The sequence below is a fragment of the Streptomyces sp. NBC_00536 genome, from assembly GCF_036346295.1.
GTDB lineage: Bacteria > Actinomycetota > Actinomycetes > Streptomycetales > Streptomycetaceae > Streptomyces.
The window spans coordinates 2,998,154-3,014,131 of record NZ_CP107819.1 but is presented as its reverse complement, the minus strand read 5'-3'; the positions used below and the strand labels follow the sequence as shown (position 1 = coordinate 3,014,131).

Sequence of the window (15,978 nt, the reverse complement as noted above, 5' to 3'; positions counted from 1 at the left end):
CCGCCCGTCGAAACCGGACCCCCCGGATGCGGTTGCTCCCTGCAACCTTCCGGGGGGTCCGTGCGTCGTACGGGTGCGTACGTTGTACGTACGACCGACGGGGGTAGACGTGTTCGGGTGGTGGGGCGGGGCGGGGCGGGCGGCCAGGGCCCTGGGGGTGTTTCCGGCGGGGCTGCTCCTCGCGTGCGGCGCGCTGCTCGCGGCGCCGCCCGCCGGGGCGGCGACCGGGGGCTGTCCGGGTCAGCTGGCCGCGGCCGTGCCCTTCCCGACGGGCGAGGTCCGCGTGTACAAGTCCCGCGCGCGGGTGTGCGCGGTGACCGTGCCGACGCGTCCGGGGGTGCGGCAGCGGATGTCGGTGAGCGTGCAGCCGCGCGGCGGGGTGCCGGTCCGGGATGCGGGCGATTTCACCCGGTTCGCCGGGCCCGTCACCGTGCCCACCGTGAGCCGCTGCGTGTATGTAAGGGGGCAGGTGGAGTCGGGATCGGCCGGCTCCGGCTGGATCCTGTGCTGACAGGGAGGCCCAACGCCCCCTGTTCCATTGTGCGTTGATCCCGCTAGGTTCACCGGTACCGCAGTGAACTCAAGGGGAGGGTGAGAATGCACAAGGCGCTCAGATGGCTGTTGTCGTTCGTGGTGCTCATCGGCACCATGGGCGCGGCGGGCGTGACGGCTCAAGCGGCCACCGCCGCCGGGCCGACCGCCGCCACGGACATCACGGATATCAAGGACCGGATCCTGGCGATACCGGGGATGACCCTCATCGAGGAGAAGCCGTACCCCGGCTACCGGTTCTTCGTATTGAACTACGAGCAGCCGGTCGACCACCGGCAGCCGTGGAAGGGCACCTTCAAGCAGCGGCTGACCCTGCTGCACAAGGACACCTCCCGGCCCACGGTCTTCTACACCTCCGGGTACAACGTCAACACCAGCCCGCGCCGCAGCGAGCCGACGACCATCGTCGACGGCAACCAGGTGTCGCTGGAGTACCGCTTCTTCACCCCGTCCCGCCCCGACCCGGCCAACTGGTCGAACCTGGACATCTGGCAGGCCGCCAGTGACCAGCACCGCGTCTTCACCGCCCTCAAGCAGATCTACACCAAGAACTGGCTGGCCACGGGCGGCAGCAAGGGCGGCATGACGGCCACGTACTACGAGCGCTTCTACTCCCGGGACATGGACGGCGTCGTCGCCTACGTCGCCCCGAACGACGTGAACAACAAGGAGGACTCGGCCTACGACCGGTTCTTCACCAAGGTCGGCACCAAGGAGTGCCGCGACAAGCTGAACGCGGTGCAGCGCGAGGCCCTGGTGCGCCGCGTGCCGCTGGAGACCAAGTACGCGGCCGCCGCCGCCGCGAACGGCTGGACCTTCCACACGGTCGGCGACCTCGACAAGGCCTACGAGGCCGTCGTCCTCGACTACGTCTGGTCCTTCTGGCAGTACAGCCTGCTCTCCGACTGCGCGGGCATCCCGGCCGCTGCGACCGCCTCCGACCAGGAGATCTGGGACACGGTGGACACGATCTCCGGCTTCTCCGCCTACGCGGACCAGGGCCTGGAGACGTACACCCCGTACTACTACCAGGCGGGCACCCAGCTCGGATCGCCCACCATCAAGCAGCCGCACCTGGGCAACCTGAGCCGCTACGGCTACCAGCCGCCGCGCAACTTCGTGCCCCGCGACATCCCCATGACCTTCCAGCCCGGAGTCATGACCGACATCGACAACTGGGTGCGCGACAACGCCCACCAGATGCTGTTCGTGTACGGCCAGAACGACCCGTGGGGCGCCGAGCCCTTCCACCTCGGGTACGGGGTCACCGACAGCTACGTGATGATCGCCCCCGGCGCCAACCACGGCGCCAACGTGGCCAAGCTCCAGGAGGGCGAGAAGAACCTCGCCACCGCGAAGATCCTCCAGTGGGCCGGGGTCGCCCCCGCCGCCGTGCAGGCCGACCCGAACAAGGCGGCCCCGCTCGCCCGGGCCGACGCCCAGCTCGACAAGCGCGACCTGGAGCGCGAGCCGCAGCTGCGGCCGTGACCCGCTGAAGCAGTGAGCTGCCGGGCCGCGGGTGGACGTGCGTCAGTACGTCAGCCCGTGGCCCAGCGGCCAGCGCCCCGGCACCGGCACCGGGAGCCGCCCCGTGGGCCGGTGCGCGCCCGCGATGACCCGGGCGGCGGCCCGCAGTTCCCCGTCCGTCCAGGAGTACGCCGCCAGCGCGGCCGCGACCGGCGGCAGCCGGGCCGGGTCGTACGGATTGCGCAGCGCCAGGGTCACCACCCGGGCCCCCGCCGCCACCAGGTCCCGGACCAGGTTGTAAGCGGTGCTCGCACCCTCCGGGACGTTGTAGGTGCACACCAGCACCACGTCGTGGTCCGGGGCCGCGGCCACCGCCCGGCCGCCCGGCAGCGCGGTCGCCGTGAAGCCCAGCGCCCCCAGCTCGCCCGCCAGCACCGTCGTCGGCGGTCCGCTGGTCCCGGTGGGCGAGGCCGGATCGGCGCCGGTCACCAGCAGCTTCGGGAAGCGCACCGGATCCAGCGGCAGCAGGCCCTGGGTGTTGGCCAGCAGCGTGGTCGTCCCGGCCGCGACGGCATCGGCCGCGGCCAGGTGCTCCGGGGTGCCGACGCTCTCCGCCAGCCGCGCGGGCACGACGTAGGGGTCCTCGAACAGGCCGCGGCGGGCCTTGAGTTCCAGGATCCGCAGGACCGATTCCTCGATCCGTGCCTCGGTCAGCTCGCCCGCACGCACCGCCGCCAGCACGCTGCGGTACGCGAGCCCCACGTCCGGCGGGTCGAGCAGCTGGTCGCAGCCCGCCTTCAGGGCGAGGACCGGCACCCGGTCGTCACCGTACTTCTGCCGCACCCCGGCCATCCGCAGCGAATCGGTCACCACCACCCCCGTGAAGCCGAGGCGTTCGCGCAGGATGCCCGTGACGATGGGGTGCGAGAGGGTCGCCGGGTCCCCGGCGGGATCGAGCGCCGCGAAGACGATGTGCGCGGTCATCACCGCGTCCACGCCCGCCTCCACGGCCGCCCGGAACGGCGGTTCGTCCAGCTCCTCCCACTCGGCGCGGGTGTGCCGCATCACCGGCAGCCCGATGTGGCTGTCGGTGTCGGTGTCCCCGTGCCCGGGGAAGTGCTTGACCGTGGCCGCCACCCCCGCGCCCTGGTAGCCCCGCACCTGGGCCGCGACCAGCGCCGCCACCGCCCGCGGATCCGCGCCGAAGGACCGTACGCCGATCACCGGATTGGCCGGGTTCACGTTCACGTCGGCGACCGGGGCGTAGTCCTGGCGCACGCCCATCGCGGCCAGTTCGGTGCCCGCGATCAGCGCGGCCCGCCGGGCACCGTCGGCCGCGGCTTCCGTGCCCGCGCCCGTGGCCGCGCCCAGGGCCATCGCCCCCGGCAGCAGGGTCGCGGGCTTCCCGATCCGGTTGACGGCCCCGTGCTCCTGGTCGGTGGTGAGCAGCAGCGGCACCCCGGCGCCGTCCGCCCGGGCGGCGCGCTGGAGCCCGTTCGACAGCTCGGCGACCTGGAGCGGGGAGCGGATGTTGTCCGCCCAGCCGAAGTAGATGATCCCGCCCAGGTGGTAACGGGCGATCAGCTCGGCGGCGCTGCGGACGCCCAGCTCGGCCTCGAAGGTGTCCGCGTCGGCCGGATCGGGCGCGGTCGCCGTGTGCCCGTACATCCGGCTGACGAGCAGCTGGCCGACCTTCTCCTCCAGGCTCATCCGGGCCATCACCTGCCGCGGCGTCTCCCGGGGCACGGGCAGCGGACCGGCGCGGCGCCCACCGGGCCTCACCGTGCGGGGGAGCGCGGCGGCGGAGGCGCCGGTGGCGGCGACGGCGGCCACGGCGGCGGCGGACAGCAGGGAGCGGCGAGACGCGTGGTTCGGCACCCGGGCACGCTAGCGCCGCGCGCCCCCGCGGCCCTCAAGGACACTCGCCGGGTCCCCCGGACGAGGCGGCCCAGTGGTCCTGGAGGGTCCGGACGGCCGCCGTGATCGCGGGCCGCCGGGCCGCCCCGGCCCGCCACACGGCGTGCACCCGGCGCATGGGAGCGGGCCGCAGCGGGACGGCCACCGCCCCCGGCGGCAGTGCCCCGGTGCCCAGCCGGGGCACCACGGCGATGCCCAGGCCCGCCGCGACCAGGGCCACCAGGGTGTGGTTCTCCTCGGCGACGTGCGCGATGACCGGCTCGCTGCCCACCGCGCGCAGGGTGCGCACCAGCCAGTCGTGGCAGACCCGGCCGGGCGGCTGGCAGACCCAGCGCTCCCCGACCAGGTCCGTGCGGCGCAACGAGGTCCGGGCGGTGAAGGGATGGCCCTCGGGCACCAGCAGATCGCAGGGGTCGTCGCCGATCACCGCCTGCTCGACCCCGTCGGGCACGGGCAGCGGGGCGATGTCCCAGTCGTGGGCCACCGCCAGGTCGGTGACCCCGCGGGTCACCAGGTCCACCGAGAGGTGCGGGTCGACCTCGGTCAGCCGGACCTCCAGGGCCGGGTGGCGGTGGGCGAGTTCGGCCAGCACCCCGGGCAGCAGGCCGCGCGCCGCGGAGGCGAAGGCCGCCACCCGCAGCAGCCCGCTGGGCTGGCCGCGGCGCTCCTCCAGGGTGGTCTCGGCGCGCTCCACGATCCCCAGCAACTCCTGGGCGGTGGAGGCCAGATGGCGGGCGTCCTCGGTGAGCGCGACACCGCGGCCGCGGCGCTCCAGGAGGGTGGTGCGGGTCTCCCGTTCGAGCTTGGCGATCTGCTGGGAGACGGCGGAGGGGGTGTAGCCGAGGGCGGCGGCCGCGCCCGCGACGGACCCGTGGACGGAGACGGCGTGCAGGGCGCGGAGCCGGGACAGGTCGAGCATGCGCGAATCGTAAGCGCGAATCGTAAGTGCTGCTTCATCCAATGGGGAAGAGATCATCGCTGGTGCTACATGGTCGTGGCGCGGATGCTCTTCTCATGCGTCCCGTACACACCGCACTCGCCGTCCTCGTCGCCGCCGTCTGGGGTGTCAACTTCGTCGTCATCGAGATCGGGCTCGGCCACTTCCCGCCACTGCTCCTGTCCGCCCTGCGCTTCCTCGTCGCGGCCCTGCCCGCGGTGTTCTTCGTCGGGCGGCCCAAGGTCGCCTGGAAGTGGATCATCGGGGTCGGAGTGGCCCTGGGCATCGCGAAGTTCGGCCTCCTGTTCACCGGCATGGCCGCCGGGATGCCGGCCGGGCTGTCCTCCCTGGTGCTCCAGGTGCAGGCCGTCTTCACCGCCGTCTTCGCCGCCGTCGTACTGCGCGAGCGGCCCGGGCGGGTCCGGCTGGCCGGGATGGCGGTCGCGCTCGCGGGGATCGCCGTCGCGGCCGTGGACCGGGGGACCTCGGCGCCCGTCACCGGCTTCGTGCTGGTGGTCGCGGCCGCCGCCTGCTGGGGCGTGTCCAACGTGCTGACCCGCAGGGCCGCCCCGCCCGACGCGCTGAACTTCATGGTGTGGGTGTGCGTGGTGCCGGTGCTGCCGCTGTTCGGGCTCTCGCTGCTGTTCGAGGGGCCCGGGCGGGACCTCGCCGCGCTGCGCTCCCTGGACTGGTCCGGGGCCGCCGTCATCGGCTACGTCGCCTGGGTGTCCACCGTCTTCGGCTTCGGGGCCTGGGGCTACCTGCTGCGCCGCTACCCGGCCTCGTCGGTGGCGCCGTTCTCGCTGCTCGTGCCGGTCTTCGGGATGTCCTCGGCGGCGCTGGTGCTCGGCGAGCAGATCTCGCCGCTGCGCTGGCTGGCCGCGGCGCTGCTGGTCGGCGGGGTCGCGGCCACCTCACTGACCCCGGCGCGCGGGACCCGTACGCCGCTCGCGCCGCCGGTACCGGCTATCGCGGTGAGTGCTCCTGGAGCGGCAGCCGCCAGTCCTGTCCGGTCAGGGTGACCCCGTACGAACGGTGCTCCCGCTCGGCGACCAGGGTGAACCCGGCGCGCTGGTAGAGGGAGCGGGCGGAGGTCAGTACGTCGTTGGTCCACAGCACCAGCTCGCGGTAGCCGACCGACCGGGCGAAGGCGACCACCGTGTCCACCAGCAGGGCGCCGGTCCCGTGACCGCGGCCCGCCGGGTCCACCAGCAGCAGCCGCAGCCGGGCGGTACCGGGGGCGGGATCGCGCACGCACATCACGGATCCCACCGGGCGGCCGTCCAGCTCGGCGATCCAGACGCGTTCGAGGTAGGGGTCGTGGTCCTGGGCGAAGTCCGCGACGATCCGCGCGACCAGTCCCTCGAACTCGCTGTTCCAGCCGTACTCGGCGGCGTAGAGGGCGCCGTGCCGCTGCACGATCCAGCCCAGATCGCCGGGTTCGGGGGAGCGGAGTACTGCCTGCGTACCGGACGTGTCCATGGCGTCCGAGGATACGGCGCGGGATTCCAGCCTGCCCGGCGTTTGAGGGCCCGCCGGAGGCAACCGGTCCGGCCGGAGGCCCTCCGGGGGCGCCTCAAACTCCCCCAGCTACCGCTGGGAGGTGCCCCCGGGCGGGGCTGGAATGGCTGCGCCCCGCACTGCGTCGTACGGGTGAGGGCGCGGCCCTTACTTCTTTCCGCCGCCGAGGATCTGGCCCAGCAGATCGCCGAGGCCACCGCCACCCGAAGCCTGCGGGGCACCCGCGCCCGCACCCGCGCCCTTGCCCGCCGCGCGCTTGGCGAAGACGGCCAGCAGCACCGGGATCAGCAGCTCGATGACCCGGGCGATCGTGGGGGCGGGGATGCCGGTCTTCTTGGAGACGGCCTCGGAGACGGGGCGGCTCACCTTGGCCAGCACCCCGGCCATCATGCCGCCGCTCAGCAGGCCGCCGCCCAGGGTCGCCACGCCCTGCAGGGGCGGTTCGGCCACCTCGGCGAAGGCCTGGCGGACCTCGACGCCGTCGTCGTCGTCCGCATCGGCCTTCTCTTGGAGGCCACCGGTCATCGCGCCGACGGTGGCGGCGACCGTGTCGCGCGCGCCCGTGGCGTCGGTGCCGAGCAGACCCGCGATCTCGGTCAGCCTGTCGTCGCCCAGCTCGCTCAGCACATCGTCCTGGAAGGAAGGTTCGCTCATGTCTGAAACGCTACGTCTGTCGTGTTTTGCTGGCACCTCGGGTAACGGAACGATAAAGCCTCGGATCTCTGTGCAACCGTCCGCCGGGGTGGCGGGTCGTACGGTGCGTCGGAAACTTCCGGGAGGGGATCTGGGGGGATCGGGAAGTCCGACGAGGGAGGGGTAACCGTGAGGGGGTCCGGCCGTGAGGCCGGACCCCCTTCCGTTTCCACCACCACTTTCCGGGGCCGGTTGTCCACAGGGTGAACGGGCTGTCGGCGCCGGGCGCTAGCGTTGCGCCATGGGGACGGACAGCGCGGTGAACACGGCAGTGCTCGAAGGGGTCCTGGAGCGCATCACCTATGCCAATGAGGAGAGCGGCTACACGGTCGCCCGCGTCGACACCGGGCGCGGTGGCGGCGACCTCCTCACGGTGGTCGGTTCGCTGCTGGGCGCGCAGCCGGGTGAATCCCTGCGCATGGAGGGCCGTTGGGGTTCGCACCCGCAGTACGGGAAGCAGTTCACCGTCGAGAACTACTCCACGGTGCTCCCCGCGACCATCCAGGGCATCCGCCGCTACCTCGGCTCCGGCCTGATCAAGGGCATCGGCCCGAAGATCGCCGACCGGATCGTCGAGCACTTCGGCGTCGGCACCCTGGAGGTGATCGAGGGCGAGCCGAAGCGGCTGATCGAGGTGCCCGGGCTCGGGCCCAAGCGGACGAAGATGATCGGCGCCGCCTGGGAGGAGCAGAAGGCCATCAAGGAGGTCATGATCTTCCTCCAGGGGGTCGGGGTCTCCACCTCCATCGCGGTCCGCATCTACAAGAAGTACGCCGACGCCTCCATCTCGGTGGTGAAGAACCAGCCCTACCGGCTCGCCGCCGACGTCTGGGGCATCGGCTTCCTCACCGCCGACAAGATCGCCCAGTCCGTCGGCATCCCGCACGACAGCCCCGAGCGGGTCAAGGCCGGACTCCAGTACGCCCTCTCCCAGTCCACCGACCAGGGCCACTGCTTCCTGCCCGAGGAGCGGCTGATCGCCGACGGGGTCAAACTGCTGCAGGTGGACACCGGACTGGTCATCGAGTGCCTGGCGGAACTCGCCGCGGATCCTGAGGGCGTCGTGCGCGAGCAGGTGCCCGATCCGCAGGGCGGCCCGCCGATCACCGCGGTCTATCTGGTCCCCTTCCACCGGGCCGAACTCTCCCTCGTCGGGCAGGTGCGGCGGCTGCTGCGGGCCGAGGAGGACCGGATGCCGGGCTTCGCGGACGTCGACTGGGAGAAGGCCCTGGGCTGGCTGGCAGGGAAGACCGGGGCCACCCTCGCGCCCGAACAGCGGGACGCGGTCAAGCTCGCCCTCACCCGCCGGGTCGCGGTCCTCACCGGCGGACCCGGCTGCGGCAAGTCCTTCACCGTCCGCTCGATCGTGGAGCTGGCCCGGGCCCGGAAGGCCAAGGTGGTGCTGGCCGCGCCCACCGGCCGCGCGGCCAAGCGGCTCTCGGAGCTGACCGGCGCCGAGGCCTCCACCGTGCACCGGCTGCTGGAGCTGAAACCGGGCGGGGACGCGGCGTACGACCGGGACCGGCCGCTGGACGCGGACCTGGTGGTGGTCGACGAGGCCTCGATGCTCGACCTCCTGCTCGCCAACAAACTGGTCAAGGCGGTGGCGCCCGGGGCGCACCTGCTGCTGGTGGGGGACGTGGACCAGCTGCCGTCGGTCGGGGCCGGCGAGGTGCTGCGGGACCTGCTGGCCGAGGGCGGGCCGGTGCCCGCGGTCCGGCTGACCCGGATCTTCCGGCAGGCCCAGCAGTCGGGTGTGGTCACCAACGCGCACCGCATCAACACCGGGGTCCCGCCCATCACCGACGGCCTCCCGGACTTCTTCCTCTTCGCCGAGGAGGACACCGAGGCGGCCGGGGTGCTCGCCGTGGACGTGGCGGCCCGTCGCATTCCGGCCAGATTCGGTCTCGACCCGCGCCGTGACATCCAGGTCCTCGCGCCCATGCACCGGGGTCCGGCGGGCGCCGGGAACCTCAACGGCCTGCTCCAGCAGGCGATCACCCCGGCCCGGCCCGGCCTGCCCGAGAAGCGGTTCGGCGGCCGGGTCTTCCGGGTGGGAGACAAGGTGACCCAGATCCGGAACAACTACGAGAAGGGGGCCAACGGTGTCTTCAACGGCACCGTCGGCGTGGTGACCGCACTCGACCTGGACGAACAGCGCCTGACCGTCCGGACCGAGGAGGACGAGGAGGTCGGATACGAGTTCTCCGAACTCGACGAGCTGGCCCACGCCTATGCCGTCACCATCCACCGTTCCCAGGGGAGTGAATATCCGGCGGTCGTGATCCCGGTCACCACCGGGGCTTGGATGATGCTCCAGCGAAATCTGCTCTACACGGCGGTGACGCGGGCGAAGAAACTGGTCGTCCTGGTCGGGTCCCGCAAAGCGCTCGGTCAGGCGGTGCGTACGGTTTCCGCTGGCAGACGGTTCACAGCCGTCGCCCCGCGGCTGTCCGGCCTCATACCGGTGGGAAACATCACCTAGATGATCGATCATTTGGGCTACCCCCACCGGTTCGGAGGGGGCAGGATGGGCAGCTTGAAGGCACTCAGTGCCGTCGAAAACACCAAACCCCGACCCCGAGTGCACTCACCTGTGCCAAATGGGGGAAGGTAGAGGCAGTCAGGGCACCTCGAAGAAGAGGCACTACGTCGGTGAGGGATGACGTGAGCGACAACTCTGTAGTACTGCGGTACGCGGACGGCGAATACACCTACCCGGTGGTCGAAAGCACCGTTGGCGACCAGGGCTTCGACATCTCGAAGCTCCGGTCCCAGACCGGTCTGGTCACCCTGGACAGCGGCTACGGGAACACCGCCGCCTATAAGTCCGCCATTACTTACCTCGATGGCGAGCAGGGCATCCTGCGCTACCGCGGCTACCCGATCGAGCAGCTGGCCGAGCGCTCGACCTTCATCGAGGTCGCGTACCTGCTGATCAACGGTGAGCTGCCGACCGTCGACGAGCTCGCGTCGTTCCGCAACGAGATCACCCAGCACACGCTGCTGCACGAGGACGTGAAGCGCTTCTACGACGGCTTCCCGCGCGACGCGCACCCGATGGCGATGCTGTCCTCCGTGGTCAGCGCGCTGTCGACGTTCTACCAGGACAGCCACAACCCGTTCGACGAGAAGCAGCGAAACCTCTCGACGATCCGGCTGCTCGCCAAGCTTCCGACGATCGCGGCCTACGCGTACAAGAAGTCGGTCGGCCACCCGGTGGTCTACCCGCGCAACGACCTCGGCTACGTCGAGAACTTCCTGCGCATGACCTTCTCCGTGCCGGCCCAGGAGTACGACCTGGACCCGGTCGTGGTCGCGGCGCTCGACAAGCTGCTCATCCTGCACGCGGACCACGAGCAGAACTGCTCGACCTCCACCGTGCGCCTGGTCGGCTCCTCGCAGGCGAACATGTTCGCCTCGATCTCGGCCGGCATCAGCGCCCTGTGGGGCCCGCTGCACGGCGGCGCCAACCAGTCGGTGCTGGAGATGCTGGAAGGCATCAAGAACGACGGCGGCGACGTCGACGCCTTCATCCGCAAGGTGAAGAACAAGGAAGACGGCGTCCGCCTGATGGGCTTCGGGCACCGCGTCTACAAGAGCTTCGACCCGCGGGCGAAGATCATCAAGGCGGCGGCGCACGACGTCCTCTCCTCGCTCGGCAAGAGCGACGAGCTGCTCGACATCGCGCTCAAGCTGGAAGAGCACGCGCTGGCCGACGAGTACTTCGTCTCGCGCAACCTCTACCCGAACGTGGACTTCTACACCGGTCTGATCTACCGGGCCATGGGCTTCCCGACCGAGATGTTCACCGTGCTCTTCGCGCTCGGCCGCCTTCCGGGCTGGATCGCCCAGTGGCACGAGATGATCAAGGAGCCGGGATCCCGCATCGGCCGCCCGCGCCAGATCTACACCGGCGAGGTCCTGCGCGACTTCGTCCCGGTCGAGGCCCGCTGACCCGAGGTCTCACCAGCACGCGCATACGAAAAGCGCCCCGCCGTCGATCCCCCCACGGGTCGACGGTCGGGGCGCTTTCCTTTCCCCGGTACGGATTCCCCCCACGGGACCCGGACCAGGGCGTCGGCGAGGAGCGCGCCCGGCGCTCCAACAGGGGTGTCTGCCGGGACCCGTTCGGATCGGGAAGGCCGCGTCGTACGGCTCCCGCGGGTACGTGTCCCGGCCGGCGGTGCCTGCGGACGTCCCCCAAGACCTCCGTGAACGTCCCCCAAGACATTCCTGGCACCGCACCATTAGACCCGCGTAGGCACCTGATGGTTACGTTCGAATCACTGTGATCTGCGTCTCCCGTGAAGGAAGTGTGTGCGCGGTGAGGAGGCGGTCCTTTAGCGGAACGTGCGCAACCGCAGGCTGTTGCTCACCACGAAGACCGAGGAGAAGGCCATCGCGGCCCCCGCGATCATCGGGTTGAGCAGTCCGGCCGCCGCGAGCGGCAGGGCCGCCACGTTGTAGCCGAAGGCCCAGAACAGGTTGCCCTTGATGGTGGCCAGGGTGCGCCGGGAGAGCCGGATCGCGTCCGCCGCGACCCGCAAGTCCCCCCGGACCAGGGTCAGATCGCCCGCCTCGATGGCCGCGTCCGTGCCCGTGCCCATGGCCAGCCCGAGGTCCGCCTGGGCCAGCGCCGCCGCGTCGTTGACCCCGTCGCCGACCATGGCGACCGTACGGCCCTCGGCCTGCAGGCGGCGTACGACGTCGACCTTGTCCTGCGGCAGCACCTCGGCGATCACCTCGTCGATGCCCACCGCGCGGGCCACCGTCTCGGCCACCGCCCGGTTGTCACCCGTCAGCAGCACCGGGGTCAGGCCCAGTTCCCGCAGCCGGGACACCGCCTCGGCGCTGGTCTCCTTGATGGCGTCGGCGACGGTCAGCACCCCGCGCGCCGCCCCGTCCCAGGCCACCAGCACGGCCGTGCTGCCCTCGGCCTCGGCATCCGCCTTGGCCCGCGCCAGCTCCCCCGGCAGGGTGATCTCCCAGTCGGCCAGCAGCTGTTCGCGGCCCACCAGCACGGCGTGGCCGTCCACCACGCCCTGCACACCGAGCCCGGCCAGCGCCCGGAAGTCCTCCGGGACCGGCAGCGAACCCGCGCGCTCCGCGGCTCCGGCGGCGATGGCCCGGGCGATCGGGTGCTCCGAGGCGTGCTCCAGCGAGCCCGCCAGGCGCAGGAGTTCGCGCTCGTCGGTGCCCTCGGCGGGGTGCACCCCGGCCAGGGTCATCCGGCCGGTGGTGACCGTACCGGTCTTGTCCAGGACGACGGTGTCCACGCGCCGGGTGGACTCCAGCACCTCGGGGCCCTTGATCAGGATGCCGAGCTGCGCGCCGCGGCCGGTGCCGACCAGCAGGGCGGTCGGGGTCGCCAGCCCGAGGGCGCAGGGGCAGGCGATGATCAGGACGGCCACGGCGGCGGTGAACGCGGCGGTCGGGTCGTCGGTGATCAGCAGCCAGGTCACCCAGGTGCCGAGCGCGAGCAGCAGCACGACGGGCACGAAGACGGCGGCGATCCGGTCGGCCAGCCGCTGGACCTGCGCCTTTCCGTTCTGGGCCTGTTCGACGAGCGTGGCCATCCGGGCGAGCTGGGTGTCCGCGCCGACCCGGGTGGCCCGGACGACCAGGCGTCCGGAGGTGTTGACGGTGGCGCCGGTGACCGGGTCGCCGACGGTGACCTCGACCGGGACGGACTCGCCGGTCAGCATCGAGGCGTCCACGGCGGAGCTGCCCTCGACGACCGTGCCGTCGGTGGCGATCTTCTCGCCGGGGCGTACGACGAACCGGTCGCCGACGGTCAGGGCGCTCACGGGGATCCGTACCTCGGCGCCGTCGCGCAGCACCGCGACGTCCTTGGCACCCAGGTGCAGCAGGGCCTTCAGGGCGGCTCCGGCCTTCCGCTTGGAGCGGGCCTCCAGATAGCGGCCGAGCAGGATGAAGGCGACGACACCGGCCGCGACTTCGAGGTAGATGGCCGAGGCGCCGTCCGTGCGCTGGACCGTGCCCGTCTGGACTGTGAAGAGCGTGAAGCCGTGCCGCATCCCGGGCATGCCCGCGTGACCGAAGAACAGGGCCCACAGCGACCAGGCGAAGGCGGCCCCGGTGCCGACCGAGACCAGCGTGTCCATGGTGGCGGCGCCGTGCCGGGCGTTGGTCCAGGCGGCCCGGTGGAAGGGCAGCGCGCCCCAGACGACGACGGGCGCGGCGAGGGTGAGCGAGAGCCACTGCCAGTTGTCGAACTGGAGGGCCGGGACCATCGCGAGCAGGACGACGGGCAGGGCGAGGACGGCGGAGACCAGCAGGCGCTGGCGCAGCGCGGCGAGTTCCGGATCGGGCGCCGCCGCGTCACCGGCCTCCGTGGCCGCGGTTCCGGTTTCCGCCTGGGGCTCGGGGGCCGGCGGCGGGGGCTCCTCGGCGGTGTACCCGGTCTTGACGACGGTGGCGATCAGGTCGGCGACGGCGACCTCGGGCGGATAGGAGACCCGGGCCTTCTCGGTGGCGTAGTTCACCGTGGCGCTGACGCCGTCCATCCGGTTCAGCTTCTTCTCGATGCGGGCCGCGCAGGAAGCGCAGGTCATCCCGCCGATCGTCAGCTCGACCTCGGTCACTATCGGTCCGTCGTGCACGGTGCTGGTCTCTGTGCTGGTCATGTCCGGCTCCAGGGGGAGGGCCGGGTCCGTACGGAACCAGTATGAGCTGGACGGTACGGCCCGGCGGGGTACTGCGTGGAGGAGAAGGGGAGTGGTGGTGGCCCCGGAGGGTCAGGCCCGGCCCGCGTACACGTATCCGGCCTCGTCGACGGCCGCGCGCACCTCGTCCTCGGAGAGCGGGGCGGCGGAGACCACGGTGACCTCGCCGGCCGCGGCGACGGCCTTGACCGAGCTGACGCCGGGCAGGGCGGTCAGTTCCGCGGTCACGGCGCCTTCGCAGTGGCCGCAGGTCATGCCCGTCACCCGGTAGACGGTGGTGGTCTGGGTGTCCGTCTCGGCGCTCATGTCGTTCTCCTCTTCGGGGGCGTGTCCGGTCACCGGAAGGCGGGGGATCGCTCCACCCTCCTGCCGATGGCTCCAGACTATACCCCTAGGGGGTATAGATGCGAGCTTCCGCGCCCACGGTGACCGGTGGACAGGGCCTGCTCACCGTATGTAAATGGCAGGTATGTCCGCTTCGGGAAGTCTCACGCTGATCCTGATCATGTCGATCGCGGTGCTGGCGCCCCTGCTCGCCCACGGCGTGTCCCGGTGGCTGTCGGTGCCCCTGGTGATCTTCGAGATCCTGCTCGGCGTGCTGGTCGGGCCCGATGTGCTGGGCTGGGCCGTGCCGGGCCAGGTGATCGACGTACTCGGCCAGCTCGGCCTCGCGATGCTGATGTTCCTGGCCGGGTACGAGATCCGGTTCGACCGGATCGGCGGCGACACCCTGCGGCGCTCGGCCGGGGCCTGGCTGATCGCCCTGGCCCTGGGGCTGACGGCCGGGACCCTGCTCGCCCACGGCGGTGGGTTCGGCAAGGGGGTCTACGTCGGCACGGCGCTGACCAGCACCGCGCTCGGCACGGTACTGCCGGTGCTGCGCGACGCGGGCGACCTGCGGGGCCGCTTCGGGTCCGTGGTGATGGCGATGGGGTCGGTCGGCGAGTTCGGGCCGGTCATCGCCATGGCCCTGCTGCTCAGCGGCCGCGCCCCGGGCCGCTCGGCGGCCCTGCTGGCGGCCTTCGCGGTGCTCACGGCCGCCGCCGTGTTCTGGGCGCTGCGGCCGAAGGCGACCTGGCTCTCGCACGTCATCGCCAGGACTCTGGACAGCAGCGGGCAGTTCGCGGTGCGGCTGGTGATGCTGCTGATGGTGGCGATGCTGGGGCTGGCGCAGGCGCTCGGACTGGACGTGCTGCTCGGGGCCTTCGCCGCGGGCGTGATCACCCGGCTGGTCCTGCACGGGGCCGCGCCCGAGAGCAGCGGGGTGGTGCTCTCCAAGGTCGAGGCGATGGGCTTCGGCTTCCTGGTGCCGCTGTTCTTCGTGCTCACCGGGATCCAGTTCGACCTGAAGGCCCTGCTCGGCGGGGGTCGGGTGCTGCTCCTGCTGCCCGTGTTCCTGCTGCTGTTCCTGGTGGTGCGCGGGCTGCCGATCTGGTGGCTGGCGCCGCGCGACCTCGGGCGTCGGGACCGGGTGGCGCTGGTGCTGCTCGGGTCGACGGCGCTGCCGCTGGTGGTCGCGATCACCACGCTGGGCGTCCAGGACGGGATGGTGCAGCCGGGGGAGGCGGCGGCGCTGGTGGGGGCCGGGATGGTCTCCGTACTGGTCTTCCCGCTGCTGGCGCTGCGGCTGAGATCGGGGGGAGGGGAGGGCCGGGAGGGTCGGGCTTCCCGGGCGCGGATCAGCGAAGGGGAGTCGTGGTGACCACCGGGCCGGGGTGGTGTCACCCCGGCCCGGTACAGGAGGTCAGTCCTCGCGGCGGCCCCGGTTGCCGGGGCGTCGGGCGACCCAGGCGCGGATCGTGTCGGCGTACCAGTAGGGCTTGCCGACCTCGACGTGGTCGGGCGGGGGGAGCAGCCCGTGCTTGCGGTAGGAGCGCACGGTGTCCGGCTGGACCTGGATGTGGGCGGCGATCTCTTTGTACGACCACAGCTTCCGGTCGGTCATCTGGGGCACCTCCTCGTCCACACCGCGGGGGCGGCCGGGAGGCCGTCGGGGGAGCCTGAGCGTGGACAGTGACGATCACTCAAGGTTGTGCCCGGAGAACGACGTCGGGTGAAGGCAGGGGAGGGGCTGTCGACTGTCTGTGACGCAAGACCCGCGTAATGCGGACATGTGTGACCAGACCCCGACCCCCGTGACAGAAGTGGCACAGGGGTCGGAAGGGTTCGGACTGCGCAGAGGTGTGTCGCGGCGCGCCCCGG

12 protein-coding genes and 1 pseudogene are annotated in these 15,978 nt (G+C 71.8%); 6 read left to right on the top strand and 7 right to left on the bottom strand.

Going from position 1 to position 15,978, the window contains the following annotated elements:
- Positions 1–109 precede the first annotated feature (109 nt).
- Together OHS33_RS12990 and OHS33_RS12985 are read left to right on the top strand one after the other, a co-directional pair.
- On the top strand, positions 110–511 hold the full coding sequence (locus OHS33_RS12990) for a hypothetical protein (protein WP_330330557.1): 402 nt from the start codon (positions 110–112) through the stop codon (positions 509–511).
- Positions 512–597: 86 nt separating this feature from the next.
- On the top strand, positions 598–2,040 hold the full coding sequence (locus tag OHS33_RS12985; RefSeq protein ID WP_330330556.1) for an aminopeptidase: 1,443 nt from the start codon (positions 598–600) through the stop codon (positions 2,038–2,040).
- 42 nt (positions 2,041–2,082) lie between these two features.
- Here OHS33_RS12985 and OHS33_RS12980 read toward each other — a convergent pair whose 3' ends face one another.
- Both OHS33_RS12980 and OHS33_RS12975 read right to left on the bottom strand, forming a co-directional pair.
- Positions 2,083–3,897: a glycoside hydrolase family 3 protein gene (locus OHS33_RS12980; RefSeq protein WP_330330555.1), complete on the bottom strand. Its 1,815-nt coding sequence runs from the start codon at positions 3,895–3,897 to the stop codon at positions 2,083–2,085.
- A gap of 34 nt (positions 3,898–3,931) precedes the next feature.
- The gene (locus OHS33_RS12975) at positions 3,932–4,855 is read right to left on the bottom strand and encodes a LysR family transcriptional regulator (RefSeq protein ID WP_330330554.1); all 924 of its coding nucleotides are present in this window, start codon (positions 4,853–4,855) and stop codon (positions 3,932–3,934) included.
- A 95-nt stretch (positions 4,856–4,950) separates the two neighbouring features.
- Here OHS33_RS12975 and OHS33_RS12970 point away from each other — a divergent pair, with 95 nt between their 5' ends.
- Positions 4,951–5,895 (top strand): EamA family transporter, encoded by a 945-nt coding sequence (locus tag OHS33_RS12970; protein WP_330330553.1) that lies wholly within the window; start codon positions 4,951–4,953, stop codon positions 5,893–5,895.
- Here the strand turns inward: OHS33_RS12970 and OHS33_RS12965 are convergent.
- Both OHS33_RS12965 and OHS33_RS12960 read right to left on the bottom strand, forming a co-directional pair.
- A pseudogene (locus OHS33_RS12965) lies at positions 5,840–6,331 on the bottom strand (GNAT family N-acetyltransferase); the annotation flags it as partial. The gene OHS33_RS12970 and the pseudogene OHS33_RS12965 overlap by 56 nt on opposite strands.
- 210 nt (positions 6,332–6,541) lie before the next feature.
- On the bottom strand, positions 6,542–7,048 hold the full coding sequence (locus tag OHS33_RS12960; protein WP_330330552.1) for a DUF937 domain-containing protein: 507 nt from the start codon (positions 7,046–7,048) through the stop codon (positions 6,542–6,544).
- Between the two features lie 280 nt (positions 7,049–7,328).
- Between OHS33_RS12960 and recD2 the strand changes: the two genes are divergently transcribed.
- Entirely contained in the window at positions 7,329–9,572 is a 2,244-nt protein-coding gene (recD2, locus tag OHS33_RS12955) for an SF1B family DNA helicase RecD2 (RefSeq protein WP_330330551.1), read from the top strand.
- A gap of 182 nt (positions 9,573–9,754) precedes the next feature.
- Entirely contained in the window at positions 9,755–11,044 is a 1,290-nt protein-coding gene (locus tag OHS33_RS12950; protein WP_330330550.1) for a citrate synthase, read from the top strand.
- Between the two features lie 386 nt (positions 11,045–11,430).
- On the opposite strand, the gene OHS33_RS12945 is transcribed toward OHS33_RS12950, so the two are convergent.
- Complete coding sequence (locus OHS33_RS12945) at positions 11,431–13,737, bottom strand: heavy metal translocating P-type ATPase (protein WP_330330549.1); 2,307 nt, start codon at positions 13,735–13,737, stop codon at positions 11,431–11,433.
- 111 nt (positions 13,738–13,848) lie between these two features.
- Positions 13,849–14,082 (bottom strand): heavy-metal-associated domain-containing protein, encoded by a 234-nt coding sequence (locus tag OHS33_RS12940; protein ID WP_330330548.1) that lies wholly within the window; start codon positions 14,080–14,082, stop codon positions 13,849–13,851.
- A gap of 163 nt (positions 14,083–14,245) precedes the next feature.
- On the opposite strand from OHS33_RS12940, the gene OHS33_RS12935 reads away from it, so the two are divergent.
- Entirely contained in the window at positions 14,246–15,478 is a 1,233-nt protein-coding gene (locus OHS33_RS12935) for a cation:proton antiporter (RefSeq protein WP_330335030.1), read from the top strand.
- Between the two features lie 42 nt (positions 15,479–15,520).
- Here the strand turns inward: OHS33_RS12935 and OHS33_RS12930 are convergent, their stop codons facing one another.
- Entirely contained in the window at positions 15,521–15,721 is a 201-nt protein-coding gene (locus OHS33_RS12930) for a helix-turn-helix transcriptional regulator (protein ID WP_330330547.1), read from the bottom strand.
- Positions 15,722–15,978 lie beyond the last annotated feature (257 nt).